The sequence below is a fragment of the Streptomyces sp. NPDC044704 genome (genome assembly GCF_056433525.1).
The window spans coordinates 278906-291301 of record NZ_JBWKGY010000005.1; the positions used below are offsets into that span (position 1 = coordinate 278906).

General features: G+C 73.2%; 13 protein-coding genes and 1 tRNA gene. 6 read left to right on the forward strand and 8 right to left on the reverse strand.

Annotated elements, in window-relative coordinates; all coding sequences use genetic code 11:
* Nucleotides 1-111: 111 nt before the first annotated feature.
* The gene (locus AC07B0_RS15140) at nucleotides 112-612 is read right to left on the reverse strand and encodes an FHA domain-containing protein FhaB/FipA (RefSeq protein WP_356873324.1); all 501 of its coding nucleotides are present in this window, start codon (nucleotides 610-612) and stop codon (nucleotides 112-114) included.
* Nucleotides 613-622: 10 nt separating this feature from the next.
* On the reverse strand, nucleotides 623-1441 hold the full coding sequence (locus AC07B0_RS15145) for a DUF3662 and FHA domain-containing protein (protein WP_356873326.1): 819 nt from the start codon (nucleotides 1439-1441) through the stop codon (nucleotides 623-625).
* Nucleotides 1442-1734: 293 nt separating this feature from the next.
* Here AC07B0_RS15145 and AC07B0_RS15150 point away from each other — a divergent pair.
* The 6 genes from AC07B0_RS15150 (at nucleotide 1735) to AC07B0_RS15175 (ending at nucleotide 7383) form a co-directional block, all read left to right on the forward strand.
* A tRNA-Leu gene (locus AC07B0_RS15150) sits at nucleotides 1735-1817 on the forward strand.
* Between the two features lie 212 nt (nucleotides 1818-2029).
* Nucleotides 2030-3718 carry a sensor histidine kinase gene (locus AC07B0_RS15155; protein WP_467297961.1) on the forward strand — a complete coding sequence of 563 codons (1689 nt, stop codon included), beginning with the start codon at nucleotides 2030-2032 and terminating at the stop codon, nucleotides 3716-3718.
* A 21-nt stretch (nucleotides 3719-3739) separates the two neighbouring features.
* Nucleotides 3740-4387: a response regulator transcription factor gene (locus AC07B0_RS15160; protein ID WP_478898507.1), complete on the forward strand. Its 648-nt coding sequence runs from the start codon at nucleotides 3740-3742 to the stop codon at nucleotides 4385-4387.
* An 84-nt stretch (nucleotides 4388-4471) separates the two neighbouring features.
* On the forward strand, nucleotides 4472-5938 hold the full coding sequence (locus AC07B0_RS15165; protein WP_469377201.1) for a DUF2252 domain-containing protein: 1467 nt from the start codon (nucleotides 4472-4474) through the stop codon (nucleotides 5936-5938).
* A gap of 305 nt (nucleotides 5939-6243) precedes the next feature.
* A complete protein-coding gene (locus AC07B0_RS15170) occupies nucleotides 6244-6999 on the forward strand; it encodes a J domain-containing protein (protein WP_356873577.1) in 756 nt (251 codons plus the stop codon).
* 39 nt (nucleotides 7000-7038) lie between these two features.
* Entirely contained in the window at nucleotides 7039-7383 is a 345-nt protein-coding gene (locus AC07B0_RS15175) for a rhodanese-like domain-containing protein (protein ID WP_356873334.1), read from the forward strand.
* Nucleotides 7384-7396: 13 nt separating this feature from the next.
* Here AC07B0_RS15175 and AC07B0_RS15180 read toward each other — a convergent pair whose 3' ends face one another.
* The 6 genes from AC07B0_RS15180 to paaA all read right to left on the reverse strand — a co-directional run bounded on the left by AC07B0_RS15180 (nucleotide 7397) and on the right by paaA (nucleotide 12369).
* A complete protein-coding gene (locus AC07B0_RS15180) occupies nucleotides 7397-8539 on the reverse strand; it encodes an acyl-CoA dehydrogenase family protein (RefSeq protein WP_356873336.1) in 1143 nt (380 codons plus the stop codon).
* A gap of 137 nt (nucleotides 8540-8676) precedes the next feature.
* Nucleotides 8677-9813, reverse strand: coding sequence for a 2Fe-2S iron-sulfur cluster-binding protein (locus AC07B0_RS15185; protein WP_467297965.1), 1137 nt, complete (start codon nucleotides 9811-9813; stop codon nucleotides 8677-8679).
* Nucleotides 9814-10299, reverse strand: a complete 486-nt coding sequence (gene paaD / locus AC07B0_RS15190; protein WP_356873579.1) for a 1,2-phenylacetyl-CoA epoxidase subunit PaaD — start codon at nucleotides 10297-10299, stop codon at nucleotides 9814-9816. It lies immediately after the preceding gene.
* Nucleotides 10300-10331: 32 nt separating this feature from the next.
* Complete coding sequence (paaC, locus tag AC07B0_RS15195) at nucleotides 10332-11072, reverse strand: 1,2-phenylacetyl-CoA epoxidase subunit PaaC (protein WP_478898318.1); 741 nt, start codon at nucleotides 11070-11072, stop codon at nucleotides 10332-10334.
* The gene (gene paaB, locus AC07B0_RS15200; protein ID WP_281209342.1) at nucleotides 11069-11353 is read right to left on the reverse strand and encodes a 1,2-phenylacetyl-CoA epoxidase subunit PaaB; all 285 of its coding nucleotides are present in this window, start codon (nucleotides 11351-11353) and stop codon (nucleotides 11069-11071) included. The genes paaC and paaB overlap by 4 nt, the downstream gene beginning before the upstream one ends.
* Complete coding sequence (paaA, locus tag AC07B0_RS15205; protein WP_356873342.1) at nucleotides 11350-12369, reverse strand: 1,2-phenylacetyl-CoA epoxidase subunit PaaA; 1020 nt, start codon at nucleotides 12367-12369, stop codon at nucleotides 11350-11352. Before paaA ends, paaB begins: the two co-directional genes overlap by 4 nt.
* Nucleotides 12370-12396: the final 27 nt, after the last annotated feature.

Genomic DNA, 12396 nt, shown 5'->3' on the forward strand with positions numbered 1-12396 from the left:
CAACCGGTCTCGAGCCACACTGCCCACCCTCCGGTCGGGAGCGCGCTCGGATCCGAGTCCCCGGTGGGACGGACCGCCGCGGCTCGCTCGCTCCGCTCGCTCATTCTCGTACTACTTCCGCAGCTCGATGACGGTCTTGCCGATGCGGATCGGGGCGCCCGGCGGAATGGGCGTCGGGGTGGTCAGCCGGGTCCGGTCGAGATACGTGCCGTTGGTGGACCCGAGATCCTCGACGATCCACTGGCCGTCACGGTCGGGGTAGATCCTGGCATGCCTGCTGGAGGCGTAGTCGTCGTCCAGCACGATCGTGGAGTCGTGAGCACGGCCCAGCGTGATCGTCTGGCCGGCGAGGGCCACCGTGGTGCCCGTGAGGGTGCCTTCGGAGACGACGAGTTTGGTCGGCGCACCCCGGCGCTGGCGTTGCTGGGGTGGCGCGGCGGATTGCCGCCCGGTCTGCTGCGGCGCACTGGTGGCGCCGCCGCGGCGTGAGCCGCGCTGCGTCACTCTCGTGCCGAACAGGTCGCTGCGGATGACCTGAACGGCCACGATGACGAACAGCCACAGAACGGCCAGGAAACCCAACCGCATGACCGTCAGGGTCAGCTCTGACATTGCCCCCGCTTCACCCTTCGGCTTGCCGGTAAATGATGGTGGTGCTGCCCACGACGATCCGCGAGCCGTCGCGGAGCGTAGCGCGGGTGGTGTGCTGTCCGTCCACCACGATGCCGTTGGTGGACCCGAGATCCTGGATCGTCGGGGGTGTTCCGGTCCGGATCTCACAGTGCCGGCGCGAGACGCCGGGGTCGTCGATCCGCACATCGGCCTCGGTGCTCCGGCCGAGTACGAGCGTGGGGCGCGAGATCTGGTGGCGTGTGCCGTTGATCTCGATCCAGCGGCGCGTGGTGCCGGGGGCGCCGCTGGGACCGGGCCCGCCCGCGCCGGGGCGGCCGCCGGGTCCGCCCGGAGGCGGTCCCGCGGGCATGGGCGGGGCGGCGACCGGCGGGTAGCCGTAACCGCCCTGCTGGCCCTGCTGCTGTTGCCCGGCCTGAGGCGAGTCCTGGGAGGTGCTGGAGGCCAGGGTACGGCTGCGGACCCGGTAGAGGCCGGTGTCGAGGTCGTCGGCCTTCTCCAGGTGGACCTTGATGGGGCCCATGAAGCTGTACCGCTGCTGCTTGGCGTAGTCGCGGACGAGGCCCGCGAGCTCGTCGCCGAGCTGGCCGGAGTAGGGGCTCAGACGCTCGTAGTCGCCGGCGCTGAGCTCCACGATGAAGTCGTTGGGAACGACCGTCCGCTCGCGGTTCCAGATGGTGGCGTTGTTGTCGCACTCCCGCTGGAGGGCGCCGGCGATCTCCACCGGCTGGACCTCGGACTTGAACACCTTGGCGAAGGTGCCGTTCACCAGACCTTCGAGTCGCTGCTCGAACCGCTTCAGAACTCCCATGGGGCACCTCCTCCGTCGTTGTCGCCCTGTACTGCTTACTGATCGTATCCACGCGTGGCGGATTCGGCTGGTTCCCCATCGGTCCCGTGCGCAGGAGTGTTGGTCCTCACAAGGGATCGTAGGGGCGCTCCAGGGACAGTGTCCCGCACCCGGAGCGGACTGCGGGAGGGGCCGTCCCGGCCGCCCTCCGAGGGGGCCGGGAAAGCGATGTGATTCCACCCCGTCCGACGTGCTAATGTTTCGACGTCGCCAGGGGAACGGCCCGAAAGGGAAGAACCACTGGGGAGCTGCTCGGGCGAGTGGCGGAACGGCAGACGCGCTGGCTTCAGGTGCCAGTGTCCTTCGGGACGTGGGGGTTCAAATCCCCCCTCGCCCACATCGAGGAAGCCTCGATCCGGAATCCGGATCGGGGCTTCCTGCATTATCGGCCTCCGGACCCTTATATAGGGGAGGGCGCGGCCGAGCCGCGGCGCCGGGTTCGCCCCCGTGGCCCTTCTCTCCCCGCACATCGTCCGTCCGACTTTCGTCGTACGGCGCGCGACGAAAGGGGGAAGCCGCCGGTGCCGTCGGGTGTCTAGGGTCGCTCGCGTGGATACGAGGGCGAGGGCGCGGGCGGGCTGGGACTGGCTGAAGGGGCCGGAGCCCTGGTCCCGGAGCGCGTTGGCGGGGGACCTGACGATCGCCGCGGTGATCGCGCTGCTCGGCGTGGGCGTTGACGAACTCAGTCACAGCTCCACGCTGAAGACGGCCTCGGCCGTCGTGCTCGTGGTCGCGCTGACCCTGCTGCGCCGGCGCCTGCCCGCGACGACCCTGATCGTGGGCGCCGCGGCCAGCGGGTTCCTGCCCGGGGTGTTCCTCGTGACGATCCTGCTGGGCTGGTCCGCGGGCCGGCGGATCGTCGGGGTGGGCCGGGCGCTGGCCGCCTTCGTCATCGCGTTCGTCGCGGAAGTGGGCCTCAGCCTCGTCGACCAGTGGTCGCAGATGCGTCCCCTGCTGGTCATCGTGTTCTCCACGCTGATGTTCCTCGCCTCGACGGTCATGCCGGGTCTGGCCAGCCGGTACTGGTACCAGCGGCGGACCCTGCTGAGTGCCCTTCAGGAGCGCAACGCCCAGCTCCTGCGCGAGCGGACGATGGTCGCCGGGCAGGCCAGGCTGCGGGAGCGGCAGCGGATCGCCCAGGACATGCACGACAGCCTCGGCCACCAGCTGGCGCTGATCTCGGTGCACACCGGGGCGCTGGAGGTGGATCCCGCGATCACCGACCGGCAGCGCGAGGCGGTCGGGGTGCTGCGGCAGGCCTCGGTCGCGGCGATGCACGAGCTGCGCGAGGTCGTCGGGATCCTGCGGGACGGGGTGGAGGCTCCGCTGCCCGTGGAGGAGGCGCAGCCCGCCGCGCGCGGGGTGGCCGGGATCGGCGGGATCGTGGAGACGGCGCGGGCCGCGGGGACCGACGTACGGCTCTCCGTGGCGGGGCAGCCCCGGCCGCTGGCGGCGGCCTGCGACCACGCGGCGTACCGGATCGTGCAGGAGGCGCTGACCAACGCCTACAAGCACGCTCCGGGGGCCTCCATCACGGTGGAACTGCGGTACGAGGACGACTCCCTGGTGGTGGAGATCGCCAACGGCCCTGCGGCCGGTCCCGGTTCCGGTGAGGTGGTCTCGGGCGGGCAGGGGCTGACGGGGCTGCGGGAACGGGCCCGGCTGGTCGGCGGCATGGTCCACGCGGCGGCCGCCGAGGGCGGGGGCTTCCGGGTGGCCGGAGTGCTCCCGTACGGCGCCGAGCCGGCCGGCGCCGTCGAGGACGTGGCCGACGACTTCGGGCAGCGGACGCAGGCCCTGGCGACGGCCCGGAAGGGTGCGCCGCCCCTGGACTGGGCGGCGGTGGACCGCGAGCTCGCGGTGCCGGTGCGCAGCCGGACCGGCGGCTGGGCGCTGGGCTGCGGGATCGCCGTCGCGGCGCTCGTCCTGCTGCTGATCGTCATGGGGGCCGGGGTGGCGCTGCTGGTGAGCTCCGCGAACAAGGCGATGATCAGCAAGGAGGATTACGACGCGGTGAGTGTCGGGGAGTCGGAGCAGACCGTCCGCGAGCGGCTGCCGTCCGGGGAGAGCGTCATGACGGACGGCCTGGAGCGCAAGGGGCCGCCCCGGCCCCCGGGGTCGGACTGTCTGGCGCTGCTGTCGGAGGAGTCGGACGACCTGACCACCGACGCCGTGTTCCGGTTCTGCTTCAAGGACGGCAAGCTCGTCGAGAAGCAGGCGTACGAGGTCAAGCAGTAGGAGCGCGGGGTGACAGCCAAGGTGATCAGAGTGGTGATCGCTGACGACGAGCCGCTGATCCGGGCGGGCATCAGGATGATCCTGACCTCCGCACCGGACATCGAGGTCGTCGCGGAGGGTGCGAACGGCCGGGAGGCGGTGGAGCTGGCCCGCTCCCACGCCCCCGACGTGGTGCTCCTCGACATCCAGATGCCGGTGATGGACGGGCTGACGGCACTCGGCGAGCTGGGTCGGACCGTGCCGGACGTGCGGGCGCTGATCCTGACGACCTTCGGTGAGAAGGAGAACGTGCTGCGGGCGCTCGGCGAGGGCGGCGCCGGGTTCCTGTTGAAGGACTCCGCGCCGGGAGAGCTGATCGGCGCGGTCCGGGCGGCCGCCGCCGGCGACGCCTACCTGTCGCCCTCCGCGACGCGGCACGTGGTCGACCAGCTGGCGACCGGCCGGTCCGCCGGACGCGGCGAGGCGGCCCGGAGGCGGGTGGCCGAGCTGAGCGAGCGGGAACGCGGGGTGCTGGCGCTGCTCGGAGAAGGGCTGTCCAACGCGGACGCGGGCCGGCGCCTGCACATGAGCGAGGCCACGGTGAAGACGTACGTGAGCCGGATCCTCGCGAAGCTGGGCTGCGACAACCGGGTCCAGGCGGCCCTGCTGGCCAGGGACGCCGGGCTCTAGATACGGTCGGGCCGAAAACGGTCGGGCCGACGCGCAGTCGGCCGCCTCGGCCGACACGGAGCGACAGGTGCGGGGGCGGCGCGAATGGTGACGGTACCGGAGCAGAACGCGGCGGGCGCGACGGCGGAAGCGGTCGCGGCTGCGGTCGCGGCGGCGGGACGTGAGGGCGGGCGAATACCGCGGGTCGAGGGCTTCGCGCCCCGGTCAGTGGCCGGTTCGCCCAAGGAGGCGGGCCGGGCCCTGCGCGAGCGCGTACCGCGTTCCGCGCACGCCCGGTTCGAGGCCCCGGCCGGACGGCCGGACGCCGTGCGGGCGGTGGAGGAGTCCAACGCCGGCCGGGTCGCGGAGCTCGCCCCGATACGGGTCGGCCGCATGGCCGCGAACCCCTTCGCGTTCCTGCGCGGGGCGGCCGGGCTCATGGCGCACGACCTGTCCGGCGGCCCGGTGACCGGCGTCGGGGCGCAGATCTGCGGTGACGCGCACGCGGCCAACTTCGGCCTGTACGGGGACGCGCGCGGCCGGCTCGTCATCGACCTCAACGACTTCGACGAGACCGTCTTCGGCCCGTGGGAGTGGGACGTGAAGCGGCTGGCCACCTCGCTGGTGCTGGCCGGGCGGGTGGCGGGCGCGGACGAGGACACCTGCCGGACGGCGGCGCAGGACGCGGTGGGCGCCTACCGCAGGACCATGCGGCTGCTCGCGAAGCTCCCCGCCCTCGACGCGTGGAACGCCATCGCGGACGAGGAGCTCGTCTCGCACACCGATGCCCGCGACCTGCTGGGCACGCTGGAGCGGGTCTCGGCGAAGGCCCGGAACAACACCTCGGCCCGGTTCGCCGCCAAGTCCACCGAGATCGGGGCGGACGGCGTCCGGCGGTTCGTCGACGCGCTGCCGGTGCTGCGCCGCGTCGGTGACGGGGAGGCGGCGGCCGTGGCGGCCTCGCTGGGCCCGTACCTGAAGACCCTGCCGGGCGACCGGCTGCCGCTGCTGGCCCGGTACGCGATCCACGACGTGGCGTTCCGCGTGGTCGGGACGGGGAGCGTGGGCACGCGCTCGTACGTGGTGCTGCTGCTGGACCACCGGGGGGAGCCGCTGGTCCTCCAGGTGAAGGAGGCGCGGCCGTCCGTGCTGCTGCCGTACCTGCCCGGACTGGGCTTCCACGCGGCGGTGGAGGAGCACGAGGGCCTGCGGGTGGTGGCCGGGCAGAAGCGGATGCAGGTGGTGTCCGACATCATGCTCGGCTGGACCACGGTGGAGGGGCGGCCCTTCCAGGTGCGCCAGTTCCGCAACCGCAAGGGCAGCGTGGACCCGGCGGCGCTGTCGGCCGAGCAGTTCGACGACTACGGGCGGATGACCGGCGCGCTGCTGGCGCGGGCGCACGCGCACAGCGCCGATCCGAGGCTGCTGGCCGGGTACTGCGGCAAGAACGAGGAGCTGGACGAGGCCGTGGCGGCTTTCGCGGTGGCCTACGCCGACCGGACCGAGGCCGACCACGCGGATCTGGTGGCGGCCGTCCGGGGCGGGCGGATCGCGGCGGAGGCCGGGGTCTGAGCGGAGGGCCGGGCGGGATGCCGGCGGGGGCGGGGCGCGGAGCGGGGCGGGCGGTGGGGCGTGGGGCCGGGGCCGGCACGGTCTGAGCGGAGGGGCCGGGCCGGCGGTGTTTCACGTGAAACACCGCCCGGCCGGACGGGCCGTAGGCTGGCCGGGTGAGCGAGCAGACCGAGCACCCCGAGCAGACAGTCCCCGGCCCGTCCGCGGCCTCCCAGGCTTCTCCGGACGCCGCCCCGGACGCTACCCCGGGCGCCACTTCGGGCGCCGCCTCCCCGGGCGCCGCGGACGAGCGGCCCGAGGCGCGGCTGGACCGGGCCGTGCGCGCCGCCGAGCAGGCCCTGATCGAGTTCGAGATCGCGGTGGAGACCTTCCGGGTGGAGGTCGAGAACTTCTCCCGCCTCCACCACCAGAAGCTCGGGCCGATGTACTCGCGGCTCGACGAGCTGGACGCGCTGATCGCGGAGGCGAAGGCGGCCCGCAGCGGGGATCCCGAGGACCTGCGGCGGGCCCGTGACGCGCGCTCGCTGGTGATGCCGATGCCCGGCGTCGACGAGCTGTTCCACGACTGGCTGGACTCCGACGGGATCTCCGACGACGCGTCCGCGATGCTCACCGGCGGGTCCGTGAAGCCCCCGGAGCGCGTGCGTCCCTCGGAGGAGGTCCGCCGGCTCTACCGGGAGCTGGTCCGCAAGGCGCATCCGGACCTGGCCCAGGACGAGACCGAGCGGGAGCGCCGCGACGCGTTCATCGCCCGGGTCAACGCCGCTTACGGGCGCGGCGAGGAGCAGCTGCTGCGCGAGCTGGCGGAGGAATGGGCGGCCGGTCCCGCGCCGGAGGCCGTGCGGCCGACCGAGAGCGAGGAGCTGTACGCCCGCCTGGAGTGGCTGGCGCAGCGCAAGGAACTCCTGTCCGTGCTGGCCCGGGAGCTGGAGGACAGCGCGATCGGGTCGATGCTGCGGATGGCTCCGGACGACCCGGACCGGCTGCTGGAGGAGATCGCGGAGCAGTTGCTGGCACAGGTCTCCGAGCGCGAGGCGGAGCTGGCGGCGCTCGCCGGGTAGGTTGGCAGGCCAGACCCGCGAAGAGAGAAGGCGACAGCTATGAACTTCGGACCGCTCCCCTCGGTGGACGCCGCCGCGGTGCCCTCCGAAGGCTTTGTCCTGGACGTCCGCGAGGACGACGAATGGGCGGCCGGGCACGTCGAGGGCGCGCTGCACATCCCGATGAGCGACTTCGTGGCCCGCTACGGCGAGCTGACCGAGGCCATCGCGGAGGACGGCCGGGTCCACGTGATGTGCCGGGTCGGCGGGCGCTCCGCGCAGGTCACCCAGTACCTGGTGCGTCAGGGCATCGACGCCGTCAACGTCGACGGCGGGATGCAGGCCTGGGAGAGCGCCGGGCGCCCGATGGTGACGGACAGCGGGAACCCGGCCTTCGTGCTCTGAGGGGCTTTCCGCCTCAGGTGAGGGGATGGGCGGCCAGCAGGTCGCCCAGGGCCTCCTCGTGCGCCGCGGCCGGCCCGAGCTGGAGCTCCAGCTGCTTGGCCCAGGCGTGGTACCGGTGCAGCGGGTAGTCGGTGTCGGCGCCGAAGCCGCCGTGCAGGTGCTGGGCGGTCTGTACGACCCGGCGCACTCCCTCGGAGGCCCAGATCTTGGCGACGGCGACGTCACCGGAGCTGGGCAGCGGGCCGCCGGCGCCGCCGGTCGCCGCGTCGAGCCGCCAGGCGGCCTGCCAGAGGGTGACCTCCATGGCGCGCAGGTCGATGTACCGGTCGGCTGCCTGTACGGCGACGGCCTGGAAGGTCGCGACGGGGAAGCCGAACTGCTCCCGCTTGGCGGTGTACTGACTGGTCATGGTGAGGACGTTCTCGCCGAGGCCGAGCGCGAGGGCGCAGGTCCCGGTCGTGAGGAGCTGGCGGAGCCGCTCCCAGGCGCCGGGGGCCTCGATGAGGTGGGAGGCGGGTACCCGGACCCCGTCGAGGGTGAGCTCCGCGAGCCGTTCCCCGCTGGTGGAGTACTGCGCGGCGAGGGTGAGCCCGCCGGCGGCGCGGGGGACGAGTGCGAGGACGGCCTCGCCGTCGCCGCGGTGTGCGGGTACGGCGATCCAGTCGGCGCTGTGCGCCCAGGGGACGGAGGTCTGCACCCCGTCCAGGGTCCAGTCCGTGCCGTCGCGGCGTGCGGTGACGGCGAGTTCTGCGGGGTCGTGGCCGGTGCGGCCGTGCGCGGCGACGGTCAGGACGAGCGTGCCGTCCCCGGCGCCGGGCAGCAGGGCGGCGGCCAGTTCGGTGCTGCCGTGGGCCTGGACGGCCATGGCGGTGGCGCAGTGCTCCAGGAGCGGTACGCGCGCCAGGACCTTGGCGGACTCCCGCAGCACCAGGCACAGGGCGATGACGTCCAGGCCGGCGCCGCCGTGTTCCCCGTCGAGGACGAGGCCCAGCAGGTCGGAGCCGGCCAGGCTGCTCCACAGGGGCCGGTCGAACTCGTCCGCGACGGCTCCCGGTGTGAGCGCGGGGCTGGGCACCCGGTCGGGGGCGACATCCGCGAACACGGCCCTGGCCGCCTCGACGGCCGCCTGCTGTTCCTCGGTGAAGGTGAAGTCCACTGCCTGTCCTCCCGCGTGCACCGGCTGGGTCCCGTCCGTCATATCTGACGGTCCGTCAAGATAGAACAGGCGACAGGAATTGCACAGGGGGAGGAACGGCAGAGGGCGGCAGAGGGCGGAGCGGGAAGGGCGGCGGCTCAGCGGTCGAAGTCGATCTCCACTTCCTCCGATACCGCGTGGGACTGGCAGGCCAGCACGAAGCCGGCGTCCGTCTCCTCGGACTCCAGCGCGAAGTTGCGCTCCATGCGCACCTCGCCCGCGACCAGGAAGACCCGGCAGGTGCCGCACACCCCGCCCTTGCAGGCGTACGGGGCGTCCGCGCGGCCCCGCAGCACGGCGTCCAGCAGCGATTCGCCGTCCTGCACCGGCCAGGTGCCCGAACGGCCGTCGAGGCGTGCCGTGACCCGCCCGTGGGACGGCGCGGAGGCGGTCCGGCCGGGGGTCTGCGGCGCGGTGTCCTCGACGTGGAAGATCTCCTCGTGCACCCGGGTCCGGGCGACGCCCAGCTCGCCCAGCGCCCGCTCGGCGCCCTGCACCAGCCCGTACGGCCCGCACAGGAACCAGCCCGTCACCTCGGCGACCGGCAGCAGCGCGGGCAGCAGCGCCGACAACCGCTCCTGGTCGAGCCGCCCGGACGGCAGACCGGCCTCCTGCTCCTCGCGGGAGAGGACGGTCACCAGCTGGAAGCGGTCGGGATAGCGGTCCTTGAGGTCGGCGACGTCGTCCAGGAACATCGTCGACGCGGCCGTACGGTCGCTGCGCACCAGGCAGAAGCGGGCGTCGGCGCGGGCCGCCAGCAGGCTCGCGGCGATCGACAGGACCGGGGTGATCCCGCTGCCGCCGACGATCGCCGCGTAGTGCGCGGCGGCGGGGGCCGCGGCGGGCTCCAGGACGAACCGGCCGGCCGGGACCATCACGTCGAGCACGTCCCCGGCGGCGATCTCCTTGTGCGCGAACGTGGAGAACTCGCCGCCCTCCACGAGGCGCACGCCGACCCGCAGCAGTGCCGGGCCCGGGCCGTCGGCGGCCGGGGCGGGAGAGCAGATCGAGTAGGTGCGGCGGGTCCCGCCGCCGTCGGGGCCGGTGCGGCGCAGGGTGAGGTGCTGGCCGGGCGCGTGCCGGTACTCGTCGCGCAGTTCCGGGGGCACCGCGAGGGTCAGCGCCACCGAATCGTCGGTGAGCCGTTCGACCGCCGCCACCGTCAGCGCGTGGAAGGCGCCGTGGCGCGCGGCGCGCGCGGGGCCCGGCTCCGCCGAGGGCACAGACACGGCCATCTACAGCTCCTTGAAGTGGTCGAACGGTTCGCGGCAGGAGACGCAGCGGCGCAGCGCCTTGCACGCGGTGGAGGAGAATCGGCTGAGCAGCTCGGTGTCGGTGGATCCGCAATGGGGGCAGCGCACCGACAGCGTCAGCGGGACCGGTCCTCCGGCGGAGTGCGGGCGGGGCGGCGCGATGCCGAACTCGGCCAGCTTCCGGCGGCCTTCGGCGCTGATGTCGTCCGTCGACCAGGCCGGGGCGAGCACGGTGACGACCCGCACCTCGGGGATGCCGTGGCCGGTCAGGACCCGCTCGATGTCGGCCGACATGGCCTCGATCGCGGGGCAGCCCGTGTAGGTGGGGGTGAGGGTGACCTCGGCGTGACCGTCCTCGTGCATCCGGACGCCGCGCATGACGCCCAGTTCGGCGAGGGTGAGCACCGGCAGTTCCGGGTCGGGGACGGAACCCGCGAGCTCGGCCAGCTCCGCCTCCAGGCGGGTCATGCCCACCGCTCCGGCGGCCGCCGCGGTCCCGGTCACCACGACGCTCCCGGGTGGCTGCGGTGCAGGTGCTGCATCTCGGCGAGCAGCCGTCCGAACGACTCGGTGTGCAGGCCCTCGCGGCCGGCGCCGGCGGCCCAGGCTCCCGTACGCGGCCCTTCGGGCAGGGCGAGCCCGGCCCGCTCCAGTACCCCGCCGACCGCGGCCAGCCAGCGGTCTTCCAGGGCGGCCGGGTCCACGCCGAGCCCTTCGAGGGGCCGGAACATCTCGCCGGTGTACTTCCACAGGGAGTCGAGCCCGGCCCGCATCCGCCGGCGGCTCTCCTCGGTGCCGTCGCCGAGGCGCAGGGTCCACTGCTCGGCGTGGTCCCGGTGGTAGGCGGTCTCCTTGACGGCCTTGGCCGCGAGCGGGGCGAACGGGCCGTCCCCGGCGGCCAGCGCGCCGTACAGCTCGTGCTGGTGGAAGGAGAAGTACAGCTGCCGGGCGATGGTGTGGGCGAAGTCGCCGTTGGGCTGCTCGACGAGCTGGAGGTTGCGGAAGGAACGCTCCTCGCGCAGGAAGGCCAGCTCGTCCTCGTCGCCCGCCATGGACAGCAGGACGCGCGCCTGGCCGAGCAGGTCGAGCGCGATGTTAGCCAGGGCCACCTCCTCCTCCAGGACGGGGGCGTGACCGGCCCATTCGCCCAGGCGGTGGGAGAGGATCAGCGCGTCGTCGCCGAGGGCGAGCGCGGCCGCGGCCGTGACGCCGGTGAGGGGGGCGGTGCCGGTGCTGCTCACAGGTGACGCACCCCCTCGGGGATGTCGTAGAAGGTGGGGTGCCGGTAGGGCTTGTCGGCGGACGGGGCGAAGAACGGGTCCCGCTCGTCCGGCGAGGAGGCGATGATCTCGGTGGAGGGCACGACCCAGATGGAGATGCCCTCGCCGCGCCGCGTGTAGAGGTCGCGGGCGTTGCGCAGGGCCATCTCCGCGTCCGGGGCGTGCAGGCTTCCCGCGTGCGTGTGCGAGAGGCCGCGGCGCGAGCGCACGAACACCTCCCACAGGGGCCAGTTCTGCGTCATGCCTGTACCTCTCGTCCGGTGCTGGTGTGCTTCTCGGCGTAGGCCGCCGCTGCCTCGCGGACCCAGGCGCCTTCCTCGTGCGCCCTGCGCCGCTGGCTGATCCGCTGCTCGTTGCACGGACCGTTGCCCTTGAGGACGTTCCAGAACTCCGACCAGTCGATGGCGCCGAAGTCGTGGTGCCCGCGCTCCTCGTTCCACTTGATGTCCGGGTCGGGCAGGGTCAGGCCCAGCGACTCGGCCTGCGGGACGGCGATGTCCACGAAGCGCTGGCGCAGTTCGTCGTTGGAATGGCGCTTGATCCGCCAGGCCATCGCCTGGGCGGAGTGGACCGACTCGTCGTCCGGCGGGCCGAACATCATCAGGGAGGGCCACCACCAGCGGTCCACCGCGTCCTGGGCCATGGCGTGCTGGGCCTCGGTGCCCTGCGAGAGCGCGAGGAGCAGCTCGTACCCCTGGCGCTGGTGGAAGGACTCCTCCTTGCAGATGCGGACCATGGCGCGGGCGTACGGGCCGTAGGAGCAGCGGCAGATCGGCACCTGGTTGGTGATCGCCGCGCCGTCCACGAGCCAGCCGATGGCGCCGACGTCCGCCCAGGTCAGGGTGGGGTAGTTGAAGATCGAGGAGTACTTCTGCTTGCCCGAGTGGAGCTTGTCGAGCAGCTCGTCGCGGCTGGTGCCGAGGGTTTCGGCGGCGCTGTACAGGTAGAGGCCGTGGCCGGCCTCGTCCTGCACCTTGGCCATCAGGATCGCCTTGCGGCGCAGCGACGGCGCGCGGGTGATCCAGTTCGCCTCGGGCTGCATGCCGATGATCTCGGAGTGCGCGTGCTGGGCCATCTGCCGGACCAGCGAAGCGCGGTACTCGTCGGGCATCCAGTCGCGCGGCTCCACGCGCTCGTCCGCCGCCACGGCGGCGTCGAAGGCTGCGGCGAGCTGCGCGCCGAGGTCCGCCTCGACGGCGTTCGCCGTGCGCGGCGCCGTTGCCGTGCCCGGGCCCGATTCCGGGGTCACTGCGACCATCTCGGCTCCCTGTCAGAGTCTGCCGTC

Bases quoted from the DNA above. Each gene is read 5' to 3' on its own strand.
- AC07B0_RS15165 (WP_469377201.1), top strand. From the start codon at position 4,472: ATGGTGACGGTACCGGAGCAGAACGCGGCGGGCGCGACGGCGGAAGCG.
- paaA (WP_356873342.1), bottom strand. From the start codon at position 12,369: ATGGTCGCAGTGACCCCGGAATCGGGCCCGGGCACGGCAACGGCGCCG.
- paaD (WP_356873579.1), bottom strand. From the start codon at position 10,299: ATGACCCGCCTGGAGGCGGAGCTGGCCGAGCTCGCGGGTTCCGTCCCC.
- AC07B0_RS15140 (WP_356873324.1), bottom strand. From the start codon at position 612: ATGTCAGAGCTGACCCTGACGGTCATGCGGTTGGGTTTCCTGGCCGTT.
- AC07B0_RS15175 (WP_356873334.1), top strand. From the start codon at position 7,039: ATGAACTTCGGACCGCTCCCCTCGGTGGACGCCGCCGCGGTGCCCTCC.
- paaB (WP_281209342.1), bottom strand. From the start codon at position 11,353: ATGACGCAGAACTGGCCCCTGTGGGAGGTGTTCGTGCGCTCGCGCCGC.
- AC07B0_RS15145 (WP_356873326.1), bottom strand. From the start codon at position 1,441: ATGGGAGTTCTGAAGCGGTTCGAGCAGCGACTCGAAGGTCTGGTGAAC.
- AC07B0_RS15185 (WP_467297965.1), bottom strand. From the start codon at position 9,813: ATGGCCGTGTCTGTGCCCTCGGCGGAGCCGGGCCCCGCGCGCGCCGCG.